Raw genomic sequence first — 19,702 nt, forward strand, 5'->3', positions numbered from 1 at the left:
CCCGAATTTACTCAGCTTTCTTCTTTCCGAAGCGGCGGGGTTTGAATTCGCGGGGCGGGAAGTCGAACTTGAGCTTACCGCCTTTATCCAAATACAAGTAGGCGTCAAATGTGCGGTGGGTCTTGTTGCTGCGGAAACCCTTCAAAAGCGTCGTCTTTTCGCCGGCGAGCATCTTCTTGATTTCTTCGAGCGGGATTTCTTTGCCCAAGAGAATCTTCGGGAGCGTGATGCCGCTGGGTTCCTTTTTCAGGTAGGAATCGCTCACGTAACCGGTCATGGTTTCGTACACGGCGGCGCCATCGACCGGAGACTTGCCGACCTCGGCGCCGACTTCCACTTCTTCGGGCTTTTCGTCGAATACAAATTCAATCTTGTTTTCGTCGTTGATAATCACCACGGCCGAGAATTCGGCACCGCGCTTGCTGCGGAAGCCGGTGAGCGGACCAATTTTCCTGTTGGTCAGGAGCTCGGTGATTTCTTCCGGTGTGAGCCTCTTGCCGCCAATCATCTTGCGGATGACGATGCCGTCTTCGGTGGTGTAGCGGCTCACGGTTTCAAAGACCTTCTTGCCGTTCACGGGGCTAAACGGAGCTTCGCCGGTGGTGCTTTCTTCCTTGAAACCCTTGATGTTCTTCACCATGGTGCGCGTCATGTCGACGATGCCTTCCATGAAGTTCTCGCGGGTTTCTTTGCCCTTCTCGATTTGCTCCATTTTATATTCCCAGTTGCCGGTGAGTTCCGGGCTGGTGAGCGCTTCGATGTCCATGGCCTTCAGCACCTTGATCAGGTCGAATGCCTTTGCGGTCGGGATCATGTCCTTGCCGTCGCGAACCACGTACTTGTCGCTGACGAGCTTTTCGATAATGGCGGCGCGCGTTGCCGGCGTTCCAAGTCCGCGTTCCTTCATGGCGTCGCGGAGTTCTTCGTCTTCCACCAGCTTACCGGCGCTTTCCATCATCGAAAGCAGCGTGCTTTCAGTGTAGTGTGCGGGCGGCTTGGTAAAGTCTTCCTTTTCTTCGAGGGCGACCGTCTTCGCCGACTTGCCCTTGAGTGCCGGAATGTTCGATTCTTCGTCGCTGTCCTTGCCGTACACGGCCTTGAAGCCCGGATCAATCAGCACCTTGCCTTCGGTAATAAAGGTTTCGCCTTCCACGGTTGTTACGCGGGTGGTGTTTTCGTACTTGGCGGGCGGGAAGAACACAGCGATGAATCGCTGGCAAATCATCGTGAAAATCTTCTGTTCGGCTTCGGTGAGTCCCGAGGGCATCACGCCGGTGGGGATGATGGCGAAGTGGTCCGAAATCTTGGAGTTGTCGAACACCTTGGGGGTTTTCACGACCCAGTTGTTCTTGAGGGCGGTTTCTGCAAACTTGGCGAGCGGGCCTTCGATTTTGCCGAGGGTCGCCTTCACCGGAGCCACGTAGTCCTCGGGCAGGCAGCGGCTGTCGGTACGCGGGTAGGTGGTTGCCTTGTGGCGTTCGTACAGAGCCTGCGCAATCGAGAGGGTCGCCTTCGCGCTAAAGCCAAAACGGTTGTTCGCTTCGCGCTGCAGTGTCGTCAAGTCGTACAGCGGGCCGCACTTCTGGAGCGAGGGCGCGGACGTTTCTTCGACGGTGCCGGCCTTGCCCTTGCATTTGGCGAGAATTTCTTTTACGCGGTTTTCGTCAAAAATCTGCTTGACCTTGTCCTTGCCGTCTTCCTTGTTGGCGGTGAACCACTTGCCTTGGTAGTGGCTACCGTCGTTGTCGAATTCGGCTTCCACGGTCCAGAACTTTTGTGGCACGAACTGCATGCGTTCTTCTTCGCGGTTCACAATGATGGCAAGCGTCGGCGTCTGCACGCGTCCGCACGGGGTCACCTGGAATCCGCCCATGCTGCTGTTGTAGGCGGTAAGGCCGCGGCTTCCGTTCATGCCAATGAGCCAGTCGGCTTCGCTACGGCAAAGGGCGGCGGCCTTCAGGTTTTCCATTTCGGAGCCGTCGCGCATGTTTTCGAAAGCTTCCTTGATGGCGGCCGGGGTCATGCTCTGCATCCACAGGCGCTTGATCGTCTTGCCCGTGAATTTGCCCTTGAGCACATACTGTAATATATAGAAGAAAATCAGTTCACCTTCGCGGCCCGCATCGCATGCGTTCACGATGGTCGTCACGTCCTTACGCTTGATGAGTTTAGAGAGTGCCGAAAGCTGACCCTTGGTCGCAGGCGTTGCTACCAGCGGGAATTCCTTGGGGAGCATGGGGAGCGTGCTCATTTCCCACTTCTTGTACTTTTCGTCGATTTCTTTCGGGTCGGCGATTTCAACCAGGTGGCCGATGGCATGGCTCACGATGGTGGTGTCGCTTTCGTAGTGGGTCTTTTCGTTCTTGAAATTCTTTTGGCCGAGTACGCGGACCAGGTCCAGGGCCACACTCGGTTTTTCGGCGATAATCAGGGTCTTTCCCTCGATCGGGGCCTTTGCCGCCTTCGTTGCAGTTTTCTTTGCAGCGGTAGTCTTTGTCGCTGCGGTCTTTGTTGCAGTTTTCTTTGTTGTTGCCATCACTACTTCCATTTAAATCGTCCGAACAGGCCAAAAAGCACGGCCAGCACGGTAAAGGGGGCGTGGATAAATTCTACAGGAATGCACCACTTGATCAGGTGCTCCTGCCTGAATATCCTGAGCCCGCGAAGTATTAAAACCAAATCACCAATGCATTTGGCGACAAACGCGATAAGTGTCGCGATAAAAATCTCGAAACTGAACGGCGAAAGTACCGCCGCTATACACTGCATGGTCAGGAACAGGAATACCATGCTGAGTACAAATACGATTTTCGGTGTATAATAGATAGTCTTCGACGCCCAGCGCTTACGTTGCTCCCAGAGCTCCTTCAAGGTTTCTTTGCCGTTGGTGGTCACGAAGGTGCTTTCGGCAATGCAGTAGCGCATGGCCCAGGGGCGGTCGGCAGCGAGTTTTTGCATCAAGAGGTCGTCGTCGCCGCTCTGGATCTTGATGACGTTGTCGAACCCGTGCACGCTTTTGAAGAAGCTCTTGCGGTAGGCGAGGTTGTTGCCTGTGCTCGTGAGCGGGAGTCGCATGGCGAGGCCCGCGGTGCCTGCCACGCGGTAAATCAGGGTCTCGATAGCCTGCATGCAAATGAGCACGCTCGACTTACCGGGGATTGTGGGAATGTAGGAATGCCCAGCCACCAGCTCAATGCCCGGCTCGAATTCGGCCACAATGCCCGTGACCCAGGTGGGCTTTACCAGGCAGTCGGCGTCGGTCAGGCACAAAATTTCGCCCTCGCACGCCTCAATCAACAGCGAAAGCGCATGCTTTTTGGGGCTTACCCCTTCCGGAATCTCCTTGATCGTCAAAACATGCAACCTCGGGTTCTTGGCTGCGTATTCTGCCAAAATTTCCGGCGTATCGTCGTCACTTCGGTCATCGGCCACCCACACGTCCCACTGTCCGCGGTAGTCCTGGGCAAGCACGGAGTCCAAAGTCTCGCGTATGCCGGCCGCCTCATTGCGCGCGGCAATCAAGATGCTCACCTTGGGGGCGGGCTCCACGTCGGAGTTCCCCACGCGCACTTTACCGAGCGCACGGAAGAACCGCACCTCCAAGACTATATAGAATAGTCCGAACACAGCCAAAAGGCCGATGACCAGGTATGTGAGCACCGTAAAAAACATTTTCCGCGCAAAATTTAGTTCATCGGGGCGACTTTGGAAAAAGACGCCCGCCAAAATGGCCTTGATTTTTTGCGCACCTTTCGTTTTTGTCCCAAAATCGGCAAAATTATATTTATATTACACACTGAAAAGTGGAGGCACGCTATGAAAGTAAGCGCAGTAATCAATAAATATAATAGTGCAAACTTGGTGCTCCGTATCGCAATTTCGATTGTGGTGGGTGCGCTCTTGGGCGTGTTTCTGCCGTCGCAAAAATGGATTTCCGAATTCGGCGTGCTCTTTGTAGGCGCGCTTAAGGCCGTGGCGCCGGTACTGGTGTTCATTTTGATTGTCTGTTCCCTTGCCAATGGCAAGTCCCGCTTGGACCGTCGTTTTGTCCGCGTGGTTGCCCTATACCTGGTGGGTACGCTGCTAGCGTCCTTTGCCGCCGTGGGGTCGAGCATCATGTTCCCGCAGAATCTAGAGTTGAATGTGTCGGCAGACGTTTCGACCGTGCCGACCGATATTTACGAAATCTTGCATAATTTGTTTGTAAATGCGGTGTCGAATCCGTTTGCGTCTATTTCCGATGCGAACTATATCGGTATTCTGGTTTGGGCTGCCTTTATGGGCTTTGCTATCAAGAAAATTGCAAGTCCGGTGACGTTTACCGTGCTGCAGGATGTGTCGAATGCGGTTTCGATGGTGGTTCGCTGGATTATCAATTTGGCCCCGCTCGGTATCATGGGTATTATGTATACCTCGGTTTCTACGAACGGAATCGGAATTTTCAAGACTTACGGTTCGCTCATTCTGGTTCTTGTGGGAACCATGCTTTTCGTGATGCTTGTTGTGGTGCCGGCTCTTGTAGGACTTGTGTTGCGGCATGACCCGTATCCGCTGGTGCTCAAGTGCCTCAAGAGTAGTGCCGTTACGGCCTTCTTTACCCGCAGTTCCGCCGCGAACATTCCCGTGAACATGGCGCTTTGTAAAAGACTCGGGCTCGACCGCGAATTTTATTCTGTGTCTATTCCGCTGGGCGCGACTATCAATATGAGTGGGGCCGCCATTACCATTACGGTCATGACTCTTGCGACGGTGCATACGCTTGGTATTCCGGTGACGCTGACTTCGACATTAATCGTGTGCGTGCTTGCAACGCTTGGCGCCTGCGGTACCAGCGGTGTTGCGGGCGGTTCGCTTCTCTTGATTCCTCTGGCATGCGCCCCCTTCGGCATTTCTACCGACGTTGCCATGCAGGTGGTTGCCGTGGGCTTTATCATCGGTGTGATTCAGGACAGTATGGAAACGGCCTTGAATTCTTCGACCGACGCCATCTTTACGGCGACCGCCGAATACCGTGCCTGGCAAAAACAGGGAAAACCCTTGCCCAAGGAATTATTCCGCGAACACGGAACCGAAGAGCATGAAGCATAAAAAATGAGGAATTTTCATCCTCATTTTATTCTAAACTCTAATCTCCGAAATCTGAATTCCGAAATCCGAATTCTGAAATCTGAACTCCGAATTAGTCCTTCAGCAGTTCCGGGTGCTTTTCGGAGATTCGTCGTGCGAGGTACACGAACGGGGTATCCATCAGCGATGTCACGATAAAGATTCCGTAGCCGAAGACCAGGATTTCGCCAATCGTATTCCATGGGAAAACTCCGGCGAAGGCAAGCAGGTTGAACACGACCACGTTGATCAACTGGCTTACCAGCGTAGAGCCGTTATTGCGCAACCACAAGAAGCTTTTCTTTTCGCCGAACTTGCTTTCGGTCCATTTCCACCAGGCATGGTAGGCCCATACGTCGAACATTTCGCAAATAGCGTAGGCAAACAGGCTTGCAAGCATCACGCGCGGGGTGTTGGCGAACACGGTACGAATCGGTTCTGCCATGGTGTCGCCCTCGGCCGGAATATACAGGAACCAGCTTTGCGAAATCAGGATGAAGGTTACGTTCGCGAGAATGCCGATTTTGACACAGCGGCTTGCTTCTTTCTTGCCGTAGATTTCGCTCATGATATCGGTCGCGAGGAATGTCGAGGCAAAAATCACGTTGCCGAGCGTGGTGTCGAGCCCAAAAGCGTGCACTAGAATCAGGACTTCGATGTTGGCGGCGATGGTGCAAATCACGGTCCAGGCGAAAATGCCCTGCTTACCGAAAAAGCGGAAAAAGCCGACGAGCCCGCCGAAGAACACGAAGATGGAAGCGATAAGGATGATTTCGTTCTGCATGATTATTCCTCCGGCTTAGCGTCTTCTGTCGATTGCTGCAAACAGGCGGGTCTTGGCGAGCGTTTCGAATTCGGTGCCCGGCTTACCGTAGTTGGCAAACGGGTAGAGCGAAATGCCGCCGCGCGGCATAAAGAGGCCTTCGACTTCGATGTACTTCGGGTCCAAAAGCTTGACCAAGTCCTTCATGATAATGTTCACGCAGTCTTCATGAAAGTCGCCGTGGTTGCGGAAACTGAACATGTAGAGCTTGAGCGACTTGGATTCTACCAGGTACTGGTCCGGAATGTAGTTGATCTTGATTTCGGCAAAATCCGGCTGGCCGGTTTTCGGGCACAGGCTCGTGAATTCCGGGCAGTTGAAGGTGACCATGTAGTCGTTGCCCGGATGCTTGTTCGGGAACTTTTCAAGGACTTCGGGACTGTAGGTGGTCTTGTACTGGGTCTTGTTGTTGCCAAGCAACGTGACGCCTTCGAGTTCAGCTTCTGAACGCATAAAGTCTCCTAGTTTTGTTTAAGGTCAGGATGGGTTTCGAACTGACCGACCCAAAGATAGAAAATTATCTATATTCCCTTTACCTTTGGAAAATTCCTGGGGTACCTCGCACTGCGGTGCTGGGTTGAACTTAGGGCTTTAAGACCCTCAAACCGAAATATAAAACGGAAACTACATATTATGGATTTTTCTGCAATTATTGCCGAAGAGCTTAACCTTGAAGTATGGCGCGTCGCCAAGGCGCTCGAACTGATGGACCAGGGTGGTACCATCCCCTTTATCGCCCGTTACCGTAAAGACCAAACGGGCACGCTGAACGAAATAGAACTGCGCGACATCAGTCACCGTCGCGACTACCTGCAAGAACTGGTAGACCGCAAAGAAACGATTCTCAAGAGCATCGAAGAACAGGGCAAGCTCACGCCCGAACTCAAGGCACAGATCGAAGCCTGTAAGGACAAGACTCTCCTCGAAGATATTTACGCCCCTTACAAGCCCAAGAAGCGTACCCGCGCCACAGCTGCCAAGGAACTGGGTCTGGAACCCTTGGCCCGCCTCATGTGGGCGCAAGAAGAAACCGGCAACACGGCAGAACAGATTGCGTTAATTTATTTGTCCGAAGAAAAGGGCCTTGCCGACCCGAAGGCCGCCCTCAAGGGTGCCGCCGACATTTTGGCCGAAGAAGTCGCCGACAACACCGAATTCCGTCAGTACCTGCGTAACAAGATGGAAAAGACTGGTGTCATGATTTCCAAGGTCAAGAAGGATTTCGAAGGTCAGGAAACCAAGTTCAAGGATTACTACGACTACAGCGAACAGGTGTCCAAGATTCCGAGCCACCGTATGCTCGCGCTGCGTCGCGGCGAAAAGGAAAAGGTGCTCCGCCTCTCTATCGAAGTGCCGAACGAAGAAATGGTCGGCTACCTCAAGCAGCAGGTGATCAAGGGCAACACCACTTGGACTCCTTACCTGGAAGCCATGTGCCAGGATGCTTGGGAACGCCTGCTCCAGCCGAGCATGGAAAGCGAAGTGCGCCTGATGCTCAAGGACGCCGCCGAAGAAGAAGCCTTCAAGGTGTTCAGCAAGAACCTGCAAGATGTGTTGCTTGCCGCACCTGCCGGCCACAAGGCCGTGCTCGCTCTCGACCCGGGTTTCCGTACGGGTTGCAAGGTGGCCGTGCTCGACGAAAATGGCAAGTTCATGGATCACGGCATTATCAAGCCGCACGAACCGTGGAACGACAAGGCCGGTGCCGCCGTGTACCTGATGGGCCTTATCGACAAGTACAAGATTGACTTGATTGCAATCGGTAATGGTACTGCAAGCCGCGAAACGGATGCCTTCTGCGCCGAAATGTCCGCCAAGTTCAAGGGCAAGGTTCCGCCGCGCGTCATCGTTTCTGAGGCAGGTGCATCTGTTTACAGCGCAAGCATGATTGCTATCCAGGAATTCCCGAAGGAAGACGTGACCACTCGTGGCGCCATCTCGATTGGCCGCCGCCTGCAGGACCCGCTGGCCGAACTCGTGAAGGTGGACCCGCAGTCCATTGGCGTGGGCCAGTACCAGCACGACGTGAACCAGCGCGAACTCAAGAAGCGCCTGGACGAAGTGGTGGAAAGCTGCGTGAACATGGTCGGTGTTGACGTGAACAGCGCCTCTGCTCCGCTGCTTTCTCATGTGGCAGGCCTCAGCAATACTTTGTCCGAAGCCATCGTGAAGTACCGCGAAGAAAACGGTGCTTACGCTAGTCGCGAAGCCTTGAAGAACGTGAAGGGCTTTGGCCCGAAGGCTTTCGAACAGGCTGCAGGCTTCATGCGCATTCCGGGTGCCGAAAACCCGCTTGATGATTCTGCCGTTCACCCTGAAAACTACGCCCTCGTCGAAAAGATGGCCGAAAAGGCCGGCGTGTCGGTGAAGGACATGGTGGGTAACGCCGAAGCCGTGAAGGCGATCAACCTCGAAGAATTCTTGAGCGACGAAGTGGGTAAGGCTACTTTGGACGACATCATGAAGGAACTTCAGAAACCGAGCCGTGACCCGCGTAAGGAATTCCGCTATGCCAAATTCGACGACAAGATCCGCACCATTCAGGACCTGATTACGGGTAGCTGGATGGAAGGTGTCGTGACCAACGTGGCAAACTTCGGTGCCTTCGTGGACATTGGCGTTCACCAGGACGGCCTCGTGCATGTTTCCGAGATTAGCGACAAGTTCGTGGAAGACGCCAAGACGGTGCTTACCGTGGGCGATATCGTGAAGGTGCGCGTGGTCGCAGTCGATGTGGGCCAGAAGCGCATTAGCCTTTCGATGAAGCAGGAATCTACCGACGGCGTTGCCGGTGCCGGCGCTAATGGCCCGCGTGGCCAGCGCGCAGGCGGTAACCGCGGCGGATTCGGTGGCCACGGCCGCGACGGTGGTCGCGGCAATGCCCGCCCGCAGGGCGGCATCCAGGGCCATGCAACGCTTGCGGACCTCAAGGCAAAAATCGCCGGCAAGGACCGCCCGGGTGCAGCTCCGAAAAAAGCCGCTGCCATGCCCGGCAAGATGAGCGCCCTCCTTAAGAACTTTAAAAAAGGAATGTAGATTTGATTGCGGCGGCAAGCTCGCTTGCCGACATGAGCAAATCTACGCCGTTTGCGCTACGAAGTAGCGCAACAAAGGAATGTAAGGCGAGAGTAGCGGCAGCCATGCTTGCATGAGCTGCCATGACCGAGCCGTAATCCTTGCACTGCATCGCAGTGCAAAGGAATGTAACGCCTAAATTGTCATGCCGCACATAGATGCGGCATCTCCTCTTACGGCTTTCCAAAACGCTTGCATTTCTCATTGCAAGCGTTTTTTTTGAAGAAAGTCTTTGCTGAATCTAGGATTTTGGCCGTAACACCAAGAGATTCTGTAAGATCATCCCAGTTGGCATTATTTTTTTCGATTAAATTCATTTTCCATAAACGTCGCCATTTCTTTAGCTGTTTCTCTCTAGCAATGGCATCTTTTATGTTGAAGAATAGTTCGTAATGAACTAGTCTGTTGACGTTATAATCGTTTGTAAAACCTTCGTTTATCTTTATTTTGTGCTCTATGATTCTGCGAAATAAATTGTTTGTTACACCTGTATAAAATACAGTTCGGTGTTTGTTGGTGAGAATGTAAACATAGAAGTTGTAATTCATTTTTCCTCGGTTAGAAAAGGAGATCCCGCACCACGTGCGGGAAGACATCGGGAGAAAAATCACCTTTTATATACACGCTTTTTTTTATTAAGTTGAGAGCGTTTTCTAGGTAAAAAAAGGTTTGCTGTGCAAAGAAGATGGGCATGGCCAATTTTATTGTGTAAACTTTTCTTATAATTTCCTTTGTGACACGATTCGTCTCGGTTGTGTGACGAACATCAAAATATGCCCCTTAAGAGTCGTTGGGGGTGTGTAAAAATTTTCTCGGGCTATTGCCTGGTGTGTAAAAATTATTTATTTTAGGGTTATGTGTATTGCGCTAGAACATCTGTTTGATTACGACGACTTCCGCAAGTTCCTCCAGGATTACTTTGAGGAGCAGAAAAAAATGCGCGCCGTCTTTTCGCACCGATTCTTCGCGGCGAAGGCGGGTTTCAGCAGTTCGTCTTACTGCCTGAACGTCATCCGCGGGCGCTTTAACCTCACGCCAAAGTCTATCGATAAAATTGCGAAGGCGATGGATTTCGAGCCGTTGCAGAAGGCGTATTTCGAGGCCCTGGTGCAGTACAACCAGGCGCAACAGGTGAACGAGCGCGAAAACGCCTGGGAACAGATTGTCCAGATCCGCAAACAAATCGAATTTACACACGTGACTACTCGTGAACAGGCCTACTTTAGCAAGTGGTACTATCCGGTGGTCCGCGAAATGGCGGTGAATGCCGACTGGCACGACGACTACATGGTGCTTGCCCGCATGCTTACGCCGCAAATCACGACCGAAGAGGCCCGCGACGCTGTCAAGAAACTTCTGGAATGGAATTTGATCAAGAAGGTGGGCGACCATTACGAAGAAACTTCGCAAATGCTCGATGCCGCCGAAATTCCGCCGATTTCTTTGCGCCAGATTCGCCGCGAATACATTCAGCACGCTATCGGTGCTGTAGAATCCATGCCCAAGAACGAACGTTTTGCTGCGTTCACCACCTTGGCCATGAGTGAAAGTTCTTATAATTACGCTGTAGAAGTTCTTGAAGACGCCCGCAAAAAAATAATCGCGAAGGCGGCGAATGATCCTAATGTGGAGCGAGTTTACGAGATGATGCTTGTGGCGTTCCCGATGAGTAAGAAGATTGATAAGGAGGCAAAATAATGGATACTTTGTTCAAATATGCCTCTGGTATGGCTTTAGCTCTTTTTGCGGCTGGTTTGACTTCTTGTTCCAAGAGCGACGAAACCGCTGGTGGCGTGACCGATATCGGTAACTCCGTTGCACAGGGCATTGTGGTGACCGAGGCGAACCAGCCTGTGGCCCGCGCCCGCGTGGTGGCTTATTACGACAACTGGGATAAGACCTCTATCGAAGATTCCGTGGTGGTGGAAGCCGACGACAACGGCATTTTCAGCTTGAAGTTTGACAGCACGCGCTCTGTGGTGATTTATGCCGAAAACGGTTCTGAATCCGGCCTTTCCCGCATTCAGAAAGGTGGCGACGCCCTTGTGATGGTGGGTCACCCGCGCAGACTTGAAAGTCGTGTTGCCGAGGCCAAGTCCGGCTACATGCGCATTGTGGGCCGTAGCGATGTCGCAACCGTCAAGTCTGATGGCTCGTTTGCATTCGACGCGATGCCCGTGGGCGAAATCTCGCTGGTGTATGTGGAAAGCGATCAGTCGCAGGCCCGTTTAAACTTCATGACGGCTGTCGCGGGCGACACGCTCAAGATTCCGTCTCTCGAAAACAAGAACGAGGGCTGGCTCACGATTTCGGATTACCACTACTATAGTGGCGCCGCTTACGGTGGCATTATGGTGAATGTGCCCGATGGTATTTCTGTTCCGCAGGATACCGCTACGCCGGAACCGGTGGTGCCTGACACCACTGCAAAAGATACTACCGCTGTCGATACCACGGAAGAACTTGCGATATCCTTGAACCTCCACATGGATGGCTCCGATAGCGTAGCTAAGGTCTATAACAATGACGGCTCGGTCGCCGATTCCGTGAACTACGTGGAAGGTGTGTCGGGCAAGGGCATTCTGCTCAAGGTCGGTCAGTTCGTCGAAGTGGGTGATATTGACCCCTGTGCAGGTGACTTTACCATGAGCGCATGGACCAAGTGGAGCGGTTACCGTGGCGATGGCATTTACCAGCTCCTCTTTGCAGAACGTGAAGACTGGATGACCGGATTGTCCAGGTTCCAGCTGCAGTATGAATTTATGACGAGTTCCTTTGTTGCCGTGGGCGATGGCATGGACTTGTCGGGCTATGGCTATGCATGGCTTGCCAAGGGCAATGTCGAACGTGGTGGCACGCTGCCTATGAATGAATGGTCGCTGCTGGTGCTCGTTAACGAAGGTGGCAAACTGTACTTCTATATCAACGGGGTGCTCGTGAGCAACAAGGCCGGTGTTCCGTTTGCGCCCAAGGAAGTTGCAGCCCCGCTGCCGTTCCGTATTGGTGGTTCCGAAGTGCCGAACGACACTTGGAATGGCGCCATCGACGAAGTCAAGATTGAATCGGTCGCCCGCTCCGCTGAATGGGTCAAAGCCGAATACGAAGCCCTAGCGAAGTAATCTGAAAGTGTCATCCTGAGCGGAGCGCTGTGGCGCGAAGTCGAAGGATCTAATAACAAAAGAGCCTTGTCCGAAGACAAGGCTTTAAAAATTTTTAAGTAACTTAGGCGATACTCACCTCGGCACTACGGACGCCTCGTTTCACTACGGCGTCTATGCTTCGGCTCGGTCATAGAAAAATGCTTGCATTTTTCTGCGACGCTCGCCTTACGCATTACTCGTACTTAATCACGCCGGCCGGGCAGCTGTCAGCAGCGTCCTTGATTTCGCTTTCGTAAGCGGAATAGTCGACGCCTTCCTTGACCTTCATCTTTTCAGGAACTTCGAACACTGCGTCGCAAGTAGCTTCGCAAGCGCCGCAAGATACGCATTCGTCACTGGATTCGTCCAGCCAAACTTTCGTGATTGCCATAATATACCTCTTTGTGTCTTGGTTGAGTTTATATACGCAATATAATAAAATCTTGTTCTGTTAAAAAAGAAAAAGTTGAAAAATTACAAAAAAGTAACCGTTTTGATTTTTTTGAGTTTCGTGGCTTAGGAAAATCCATAAATGCGTAAGGCGAATGTTGCAGGCCTGCTTGCAGACCTATAACTGAGCCTAGCATTTAGTACTTTTTAGTACTATCCGTGTGACACCTATAAAGCTTGTTTTCTAAATTTGGGGTCGTATTTTTAACGTCTATCAAAATTCACGAGAGGAATTCACCGAAAGATGAAAAAAGTGGTTGTAAAAATTGGTGGCAGCCTGGCAATCGACGAAGCCAAGCTGGCTGATTTTGTGTCGGCAGTCTCTACCCTCCCCGGTAGTGGCTGTCAGGTGGCCGTGGTTCACGGCGGTGGCAAGGACATCAACGAAAACATCGCCTTGCTCAAGGAACAACCGACATTCATCGACGGCCTCCGAGTCACAACCCCCGGCATCATGAAGATGGTCGAGATGACCCTCTCCGGTCACGTGAACAAGAAGCTTGTGCGCATGCTCCTGAATAATGGCTGTGGTGCCGTCGGTATTTCGGGCGTAGATGCAAACCTGTTCCAGGTGGTCAAGAAGCAGGGCAAGGTGGACCTTGGTCTGGTGGGCGAAATCAAGAAGGTGAACCCCGGCATCGTGACCGCGCTCTGGGGTGCGGGGTTTGTTCCCGTGGTAAGCCCGATTTCGATTGGCCCTGACGCAAACGGCAAGGTTGTGAGCTGGAATGTGAATGCCGACACGGCTGCATCTGAACTGGCTGTGGCGCTCGAAGCCGACCAGTTCGTGCTGGTGAGCGACGTGCCGGGCGTGATGGACGAAAACAAGAATGTAATTCCCGAACTGAGCGAAGCGGACGCCGAAAAGCTGATTGAGGCTGGCGTCATCTCCGGCGGTATGATTCCCAAAGTCCGCGAGAGTTTCAAGTCGATCCGACGAGGACTCAAGAGCATCCACATCGTGGGTTGGAAGGACGCGGAACACTTTGGCAAACAAATTAATGGAGATTTAAACTATGGCACAATCTTGCGCTAACCTGCTCGAACAGGACAAACAAATTATCGCGCCGCTTTACGGCAAGGCAGACATCAACTTCGTGAAGGGCGAGGGCTCTTACCTCTATGATGACCAGGGCAACAAGTACCTGGACTTCGTGGCAGGTATCGCCGTGAACGCGCTCGGTCACCAGAACCAGGCTATCAAGGATGCGGTGGTGGATCAGATGAACCACTTCAACCACATCAGCAACCTTTACCCGAACTACCCGCAGATTAATCTCGGCAAGGCCCTGTTGGAAATCACCAAGTTCGACAAGGCCTTCTTCTGCAACTCGGGTACCGAGGCCAACGAAGGCGCTATCAAGTTCGCACGTAAGTACTTCGACCGGAAGGGCGAAAAGAACCGGCAGAAGATTATCACCTTCGTGAACAGTTTCCACGGAAGGACGTATGCCGCGCTTTCTGCGACGGGCCAGCCGGCTATTAGGGAAGGCTTCGGCTCCATGCCGGGTGACTTCGTTCATGTGACTTGGAATGACTGTGCTGCATTGAAGGCCGAGGTGGATAGCAATACCTGTGCCATCATGCTGGAATCGCTGGCCGCCGAAGGTGGCGTGATGACCCTTTCTGCCGAAATGGTGGCGACCATCAACAGCCTGCAGAAGGAATTCGGCTGCCTTGTGATTGTTGACGAAGTGCAGGCGGGTGTGGGCCGTCTCGGAACCTTCTGCGGTTTCGAAAAGTACGGCCTGAATCCGGACCTGGTTTCCTTGGCTAAGGGAATCGGTGGCGGTCTCCCGCTGGGTGCGGTGCTCCTGCGCCAGAAGATTGCTGACCAGCTTAAGGCTGGCGACCATGGTACCACTTTTGGCGGTAACCCGATTGCATGCGCTGCAGGTCTCGCTGTCGTGAAGCAGATTCCGGGCCTCCTCAAGAATGTGGCTGAACGTTCTGCCCAGCTGAAGGCCGGTTTGGCGGCCCTCGTGGAGAAGTACAGCTTTGCCAAGGAAATCCGCGGTGAAGGCCTGATTCTCGGTGTGGCTCTCGATGAATCCATGCCGGTGGGTAACATCATCGCTGCCGCCCGCGCAGAAAAGCTCATGGTGCTTAGCGCCAAGGGCAACGTGCTGCGTTTGCTCCCGCCGCTGAATGTTTCTGCCGCGGAATGCGAAGAGGCCCTTGCAAAACTCGGCAAAGCATTCGCCGCCGCTGCGAAGTAATCATTGAGATGTCTTCCCGGGCAACGTCCCGGGCGGACAGCACTTAGCACTTTTATACGATACTAGGTGCTTTAGCACCTTAGTAGAGTTATCCTCTTTGGGGAAGTGCTTAGTGCGCATGGCCACCAAGGTGGGATCTCCTTTGTATTAGTCTGCAGAAACGCTTGTTTCTGCAGATTCTTTTTTCAGTCTGCAAGAGGGGATCCCGGCCTTCGCCGGGAAGACAGAAGACGAGGCCGTGCGGGAAGACAAGAAGGCGAAAAGCCGTTTTTTGCGTTACCCGCCCACCCGCCCCTGCCTCTGGCGTATTGGGGAATGAACCTCCGGATTGTCTTCCCGGCCTTGAGCCGGTTAGTGGGCACTTGCAATTTATTGCTTATGTGCCCACAATCCTCGGAACGGGGAGATCTCCTTTGTATTAGCCTGAAGGAGCGCTTGCTTTTGCGGATTCAAGAATTTTTTCCGTTACACCGATAGATTCTGCAAGGTCGTTCCATTCGGCGTTGGTCTTTTCAATAAGAAAGATTTTCCATCGACGTTTCCATCTTTTCAACTGTTTTTCTCTTGCTATTGCATCTTTGATGTAAAAGTAGTGTTCGAAGTAAACCAATCTGTTGACGTTGTAATCGTTTGTGAAGCCTTCGTTGACTTTTAATTTGTGTTCTATGATATGTCGGAACAAATCGTTCGTGACGCCGGTGTAAAAGGTAGTGTGGTATTTGTTTGTGAGAATGTAGACGTAAAAGTTGTAATTCACATTGCCCTCTCTGTTTAAAGTGTCTCTTACTATACACGCTTTTTTTAGTGCAGTTGATATGGTTTTTCTTGTAAAATTTTATTCGTGGGCATGTGGATTCTTTTTTCAGTCTGCAAGAGGAGATCCCGCATCTTCGTGCGGGAAGACAGATGGCGAGGCCGTGCGGGAAGACAGATGGCGAGGCCGTGCGGGAAGACAGATGACGAAAAAGCCGCAGTGATGAACTGCGGCTTTTTAATATGCTCTAAGGAAAGGAGTCTAGAGGGAAACCTCGTGTTTCCCTTTACGACTTGTTAGTCGGGGCCTGGCGGGCGACGGGTGCGAGCTGTCCGTGCTTGCGGAACAGGTGCTTCACGAGCGTGCCGAATCCACGCATCACGCGGTAGCGTTCACGCGGGTTCTTGATCGCCATGATGCCCTGACGCAGAATATAGCTCGGGCGCAGGTAGAATTCACGGCGGGCCTTGTCGCAGAAGTCGACCAAAGCCTGGCTGGTGAGTTCACCGCGCTGGATGGTGGTGCGGTGGAAACCGTCCTTGTCCAGCCACTGGTTGTAATCCTTTGTCTGTAGCGCGCCGCTTTCCAAGGCTTCCTTGTAAGCCTCGGTGCCGGGGTATGCCATAATGGGGTAGAACTGAGCCGTATTCGGGTCCAACTTCTTGGCGTAGTCGAGCGTCATGCGGAGCGTTTCCGGCGTGTCGCCCGGGTTGCCGACCATAAAGCAGCCGTGCACCAAGAGGCCTGCCTTGCGGGCGTTCTTGGTGAATTCGATTGCCTTGTCGGTGTTCTTGACACCCTTGTGGATGTTTTCGAGAACCACAGGCGAAGCGCTTTCGAAACCCACGCACATTTCGCGGGCGCCGGCCTTTTTCATGAGCTTGAGCAAGTCGAGCGGCACATCGGCGCGGGCGTTGCAGCTCCAAGTAATCTTGAGGCCGCGTTCCAGAATCAAGTTGCAGATTTCGCGAACGTGTTCGTGGCTTGCGGTAAACGTGTCGTCTTCGAAGAATACTTCGCCCAAGTCGTCAAAGTTTTCCTTGATATACTGCAGTTCGTCCACCACATCTTTCGGAGAGCGGCGACGGAACTTGTGGCCGTTCAGCGTCTGCGGAATCACGCAGTAGCTGCAGCGGTTCGGACAACCGCGTCCGCTCAAAATCACAATCAGCGGGTTCAGGTTCGCACCGTAGAAATACTTCTTGTAGCAACTGTACAGGTACTTGCGGTAAACCTTGGACACCCAGGGCAGTTCGTCGAGGTTTTCAATCTTCGGGCCTTCCGGCTGGAAATCTACCGTGCCGTCGGCCTTGCGGAAGGCGAGGCCCGCGATGCTAGAAATGTCCTTGATGTCGCCGCGCAGGTAGCGGGCGAGATTCCTGGCGGTGTAGTCCGCCTCGCCGATAATCACGAAGTCGAGGCTCGGTTCCATTTCCATGGATTCGAGCGGCTCGGCGGTAGCGTGCGTACCCATGATAGCGATTTTCGTTTTCGGGAGCGCTTTTTTAATGGCGTGCACCACCTTCAGGTCGTTCAGAATACTCGGCGTGCTCGTGCTGCAAACCACGAGCTCGGGGTCAAACTTCTTGATACCATCCAGAGTCTGCGCGAGGTCGAGTTCCATGGCCGGGCTATCGATGAGCTGAATCTCATTACCGTCGGCTTCGACTGTGCCGGCGGCGTAGCTCAAAAACATGGGCCAGTAAAGGGTAGAGGACTTGGTCACGCACGGACTGCGCGACTCGCGACTGAACATCGGATGAAACGGGGGATTTAAAAAAGTAATGCGCATAAGCAATGGCAAAATACATAATTATCGGAGATAAAGCTACATTTGGTTTCGATGAAAGTGTTGATTTCGTTGTGTATTTCTCTATGTGGGCTGTGCTCGATTGCGCTGGCGCAAAATTCGCCGGCGGTGGCGCTTGATACGATAAAAGAATTTTACGCCGAAGGTACGCTTTCACGCCTTTACGCGGTCCAAAAAGGGACTTCCATTCGTGAAGGTATAGCCTACAGTTATCACCCGAACGGTAAGGTCGCTATTGAGGCTCCGTACAAAAACGGCAAGCTCGACGGGGTGTTCAGGAGTTATTTCGAAAACGGCAAGGTGTGGCAGACTATCGGCTACAAGGCAGGTATCGAAGAGGGAATCTCGACGACGTACTTTGAAAACGGGAAAAAGAAAAGCAAGGAAGTTTACCGTGACGGGCTGCTCGACGGAATGACCGAAGAGTGGGACGACAAGGGGCGCCTGCGCCGCAAGCTGCCGTACATGCGCGGACAGTTGCACGGGGTCGCAAAAATTTTCGATGATCTGGGTGGTCTCAAAGAAGAGATGACTTTGGAGCATGGCCTAAGGCACGGACCGTACCGCCGCTACAACAAGGGCGTCAAAGTGCTTGAAGCGGAATTTGTTCAAAACCGCTGCGTCAAGAATTGTGATTTTTAGTATCCGGCCCACTCGGCGGCAACGCTGGGCGAGGCTTTGCGGATTTCTTTGGCGTGTTCGCTGTCGTCGGCGAGTGCGATATCGCCGCTTGCAATTTTCGCCTTAATATCTTCGAATGACTTGGGCTGCTTGGCTTCGGGCAAGTGGTCACCTGGTACAATGCAAGGGGCGTCTATGGAGGTTTTCGCCTTGTCTTTGACCGGCGAATATTCGCGGGCGGCGGGCACTTCGTAGAATTTGTCTTCTTCGGGGCACCAGGCCATCAGTTTTTTGCCGTAAACGCAACCCGCGTCAAGCCCGATGAATCCGGGGCGGTTCACGAATCCCATTTTAGCCCAATGTCCGAATACCACCGTCTTGTTCCATTTAATTTGTTCAAACCACGGGCGATCATTCCAGTATCTTACGGACAAAATAACTTCCCGGTCCATGTCCTCTAGTCTGACCTTGCCGGGCTCTAAACCGGCGTGAACCAGCAGCGCGTGTGGAGTGTCGCGCCACAGGGGCCAGGTGCTTACCTCGGCGGCAATGGCGTGCCAGGTTTCCATCGGGAGCTTGGCGAAGCGGGCGCGCTGCTTTTCGGTCCAGCCGCTTTCGGGCAGTTCCAGCGCACGAATCAAGTGCTCTTCGTGATTGCCGCGCACCGTGAGGATTCCGTTGTCCTTCACGAACTGCAGTGCCCGCAACATGTCGGGACCCTTGTTGATGATATCGCCCGTCTGGTACAGCGTGTCTTTACCGCGTACAAAGCCGAATGCGTCTACAATGCGCTCGAGTTCGTCGGCACAGCCATGCACATCACCGATGTAGAGAGTCCTTGACATAAGAGTTATTCGTTACTGGTTAATAAATGAGTGATGTGAAATGTGTAATGTGAGATTAGATATGATCTATTTTTCATTTCACATTCCTCATCATACATCTCACATTATTTTACGTGAACCGCTTGCCTTAGCTTGTTCATTTCGTCGGCGGTGAGTTCGCGGAATTCGCCGGCGGGCAAGTCGCCCAAAGTCAGCTTGCAGTAACTCACGCGTTTGAGGTCGCGAATCTCGTAGCCTACGGCGCGCATCATGCGGCGGATTTCGCGGTTCTTGCCTTCGATCAGCACGAGTTCGGCAAAGCCTTTCTCTAAATAAATGTCGGTGGCGAATGCGATTTCTTCTTGTTCGGCGCCTTCTTCGCGAATGTCAACGCCGTCTACCAGCTTCTGCGCGGCGTGCTCGCTCAGCGGGCGGTCTGTCCACACGTAGTAGCTGCGCGGAATTTCGTAGCTCGGGTGCGTGAGGCGGTGCAAGAGTTCGCCATCGTCGGTGAACAGCAACAGCCCGCGGCTCTGCAGGTCCAGGCGGCCCACATACTTAAGGCTCTGGTAGGCGGGCGGCAAGTAGTCGTACACCGTGCGGCGGCCTTGCGGGTCGGTCTTGGTGCACACGCAGCCGGCCGGCTTGTGGAACATGATGGTCGTCGTCTTGCGCGGGAGTCGGGCGGGCTTGCCGTCGACAACAACGTTGTCGGCGTTCTCGTCGACCTGGTGGCCCAAGTCCTTAATCACGTCGCCGTTCACTTGCACGCGGCCTTCTTCAATCAAGGCGTCGGCCGCGCGACGGCTCGCAATTCCACAGAGAGAGATGTATTTGTTGATACGCATAGGAAAGTAGGCAGTAGGAAGTAGACAGTAGG

18 protein-coding genes are annotated in these 19,702 nt (G+C 53.1%); 7 read left to right on the plus strand and 11 right to left on the minus strand.

Annotated elements, in window-relative coordinates:
- Positions 1 to 7 precede the first annotated feature (7 nt).
- Both BUC02_RS12870 and BUC02_RS12875 read right to left on the minus strand, forming a co-directional pair.
- Positions 8 to 2,536, minus strand: coding sequence for a DNA topoisomerase III (locus BUC02_RS12870; protein ID WP_073323137.1), 2,529 nt, complete (start codon positions 2,534 to 2,536; stop codon positions 8 to 10).
- 2 nt (positions 2,537 to 2,538) lie between these two features.
- Positions 2,539 to 3,672, minus strand: coding sequence for a glycosyltransferase (locus BUC02_RS12875; protein WP_073323139.1), 1,134 nt, complete (start codon positions 3,670 to 3,672; stop codon positions 2,539 to 2,541).
- Positions 3,673 to 3,816: 144 nt separating this feature from the next.
- On the opposite strand from BUC02_RS12875, the gene sstT reads away from it, so the two are divergent.
- Positions 3,817 to 5,088: a serine/threonine transporter SstT gene (gene sstT, locus BUC02_RS12880; protein ID WP_073323140.1), complete on the plus strand. Its 1,272-nt coding sequence runs from the start codon at positions 3,817 to 3,819 to the stop codon at positions 5,086 to 5,088.
- A 91-nt stretch (positions 5,089 to 5,179) separates the two neighbouring features.
- Here sstT and BUC02_RS12885 read toward each other — a convergent pair whose 3' ends face one another.
- Positions 5,180 to 5,890, minus strand: coding sequence for a queuosine precursor transporter (locus BUC02_RS12885; protein ID WP_073323142.1), 711 nt, complete (start codon positions 5,888 to 5,890; stop codon positions 5,180 to 5,182).
- Between the two features lie 15 nt (positions 5,891 to 5,905).
- On the minus strand, positions 5,906 to 6,382 hold the full coding sequence (queF, locus tag BUC02_RS12890; protein ID WP_073323144.1) for a preQ(1) synthase: 477 nt from the start codon (positions 6,380 to 6,382) through the stop codon (positions 5,906 to 5,908).
- Between the two features lie 180 nt (positions 6,383 to 6,562).
- Here queF and BUC02_RS12895 point away from each other — a divergent pair, with 180 nt between their 5' ends.
- On the plus strand, positions 6,563 to 8,965 hold the full coding sequence (locus tag BUC02_RS12895; protein WP_073323146.1) for a Tex family protein: 2,403 nt from the start codon (positions 6,563 to 6,565) through the stop codon (positions 8,963 to 8,965).
- Here BUC02_RS12895 and BUC02_RS15945 read toward each other — a convergent pair.
- Together BUC02_RS15945 and BUC02_RS12900 are read right to left on the minus strand one after the other, a co-directional pair.
- Positions 8,949 to 9,191: a hypothetical protein gene (locus tag BUC02_RS15945; protein ID WP_217653085.1), complete on the minus strand. Its 243-nt coding sequence runs from the start codon at positions 9,189 to 9,191 to the stop codon at positions 8,949 to 8,951. The two genes, BUC02_RS12895 and BUC02_RS15945, sit on opposite strands and share 17 nt — an antisense overlap.
- The gene (locus tag BUC02_RS12900; RefSeq protein ID WP_073323148.1) at positions 9,178 to 9,552 is read right to left on the minus strand and encodes a GIY-YIG nuclease family protein; all 375 of its coding nucleotides are present in this window, start codon (positions 9,550 to 9,552) and stop codon (positions 9,178 to 9,180) included. The genes BUC02_RS15945 and BUC02_RS12900 overlap by 14 nt, the downstream gene beginning before the upstream one ends.
- A 307-nt stretch (positions 9,553 to 9,859) precedes the next feature.
- On the opposite strand from BUC02_RS12900, the gene BUC02_RS12905 reads away from it, so the two are divergent.
- Both BUC02_RS12905 and BUC02_RS12910 read left to right on the plus strand, forming a co-directional pair.
- Positions 9,860 to 10,702 carry a TIGR02147 family protein gene (locus BUC02_RS12905; RefSeq protein WP_073323150.1) on the plus strand — a complete coding sequence of 281 codons (843 nt, stop codon included), beginning with the start codon at positions 9,860 to 9,862 and terminating at the stop codon, positions 10,700 to 10,702.
- Complete coding sequence (locus BUC02_RS12910; RefSeq protein WP_073323152.1) at positions 10,702 to 12,123, plus strand: LamG domain-containing protein; 1,422 nt, start codon at positions 10,702 to 10,704, stop codon at positions 12,121 to 12,123. The genes BUC02_RS12905 and BUC02_RS12910 overlap by 1 nt, the downstream gene beginning before the upstream one ends.
- A gap of 214 nt (positions 12,124 to 12,337) precedes the next feature.
- Here the strand turns inward: BUC02_RS12910 and BUC02_RS12915 are convergent, their stop codons facing one another.
- Positions 12,338 to 12,535, minus strand: a complete 198-nt coding sequence (locus tag BUC02_RS12915) for a ferredoxin (protein ID WP_072801269.1) — start codon at positions 12,533 to 12,535, stop codon at positions 12,338 to 12,340.
- A gap of 303 nt (positions 12,536 to 12,838) precedes the next feature.
- On the opposite strand from BUC02_RS12915, the gene argB reads away from it, so the two are divergent.
- Positions 12,839 to 13,630 carry an acetylglutamate kinase gene (argB, locus tag BUC02_RS12920; protein ID WP_073055470.1) on the plus strand — a complete coding sequence of 264 codons (792 nt, stop codon included), beginning with the start codon at positions 12,839 to 12,841 and terminating at the stop codon, positions 13,628 to 13,630.
- On the plus strand, positions 13,611 to 14,813 hold the full coding sequence (locus tag BUC02_RS12925) for an aspartate aminotransferase family protein (protein ID WP_073323154.1): 1,203 nt from the start codon (positions 13,611 to 13,613) through the stop codon (positions 14,811 to 14,813). Before argB ends, BUC02_RS12925 begins: the two co-directional genes overlap by 20 nt.
- Positions 14,814 to 15,231: 418 nt before the next feature.
- Here BUC02_RS12925 and BUC02_RS16645 read toward each other — a convergent pair whose 3' ends face one another.
- Complete coding sequence (locus tag BUC02_RS16645; RefSeq protein ID WP_073323156.1) at positions 15,232 to 15,570, minus strand: GIY-YIG nuclease family protein; 339 nt, start codon at positions 15,568 to 15,570, stop codon at positions 15,232 to 15,234.
- A gap of 283 nt (positions 15,571 to 15,853) precedes the next feature.
- Complete coding sequence (locus BUC02_RS12935) at positions 15,854 to 17,323, minus strand: B12-binding domain-containing radical SAM protein (RefSeq protein ID WP_254794223.1); 1,470 nt, start codon at positions 17,321 to 17,323, stop codon at positions 15,854 to 15,856.
- Between the two features lie 87 nt (positions 17,324 to 17,410).
- Between BUC02_RS12935 and BUC02_RS12940 the strand changes: the two genes are divergently transcribed.
- Entirely contained in the window at positions 17,411 to 18,019 is a 609-nt protein-coding gene (locus BUC02_RS12940; RefSeq protein WP_073323195.1) for a toxin-antitoxin system YwqK family antitoxin, read from the plus strand.
- Here BUC02_RS12940 and BUC02_RS12945 read toward each other — a convergent pair.
- Both BUC02_RS12945 and BUC02_RS12950 read right to left on the minus strand, forming a co-directional pair.
- Positions 18,016 to 18,843 (minus strand): metallophosphoesterase, encoded by an 828-nt coding sequence (locus BUC02_RS12945; RefSeq protein ID WP_073323158.1) that lies wholly within the window; start codon positions 18,841 to 18,843, stop codon positions 18,016 to 18,018. The genes BUC02_RS12940 and BUC02_RS12945 overlap by 4 nt on opposite strands.
- A gap of 104 nt (positions 18,844 to 18,947) precedes the next feature.
- Complete coding sequence (locus BUC02_RS12950) at positions 18,948 to 19,670, minus strand: pseudouridine synthase (RefSeq protein ID WP_073323160.1); 723 nt, start codon at positions 19,668 to 19,670, stop codon at positions 18,948 to 18,950.
- Positions 19,671 to 19,702 lie beyond the last annotated feature (32 nt).

The organism is Fibrobacter sp. UWOV1, from assembly GCF_900142495.1.
Lineage (GTDB): Bacteria > Fibrobacterota > Fibrobacteria > Fibrobacterales > Fibrobacteraceae > Fibrobacter.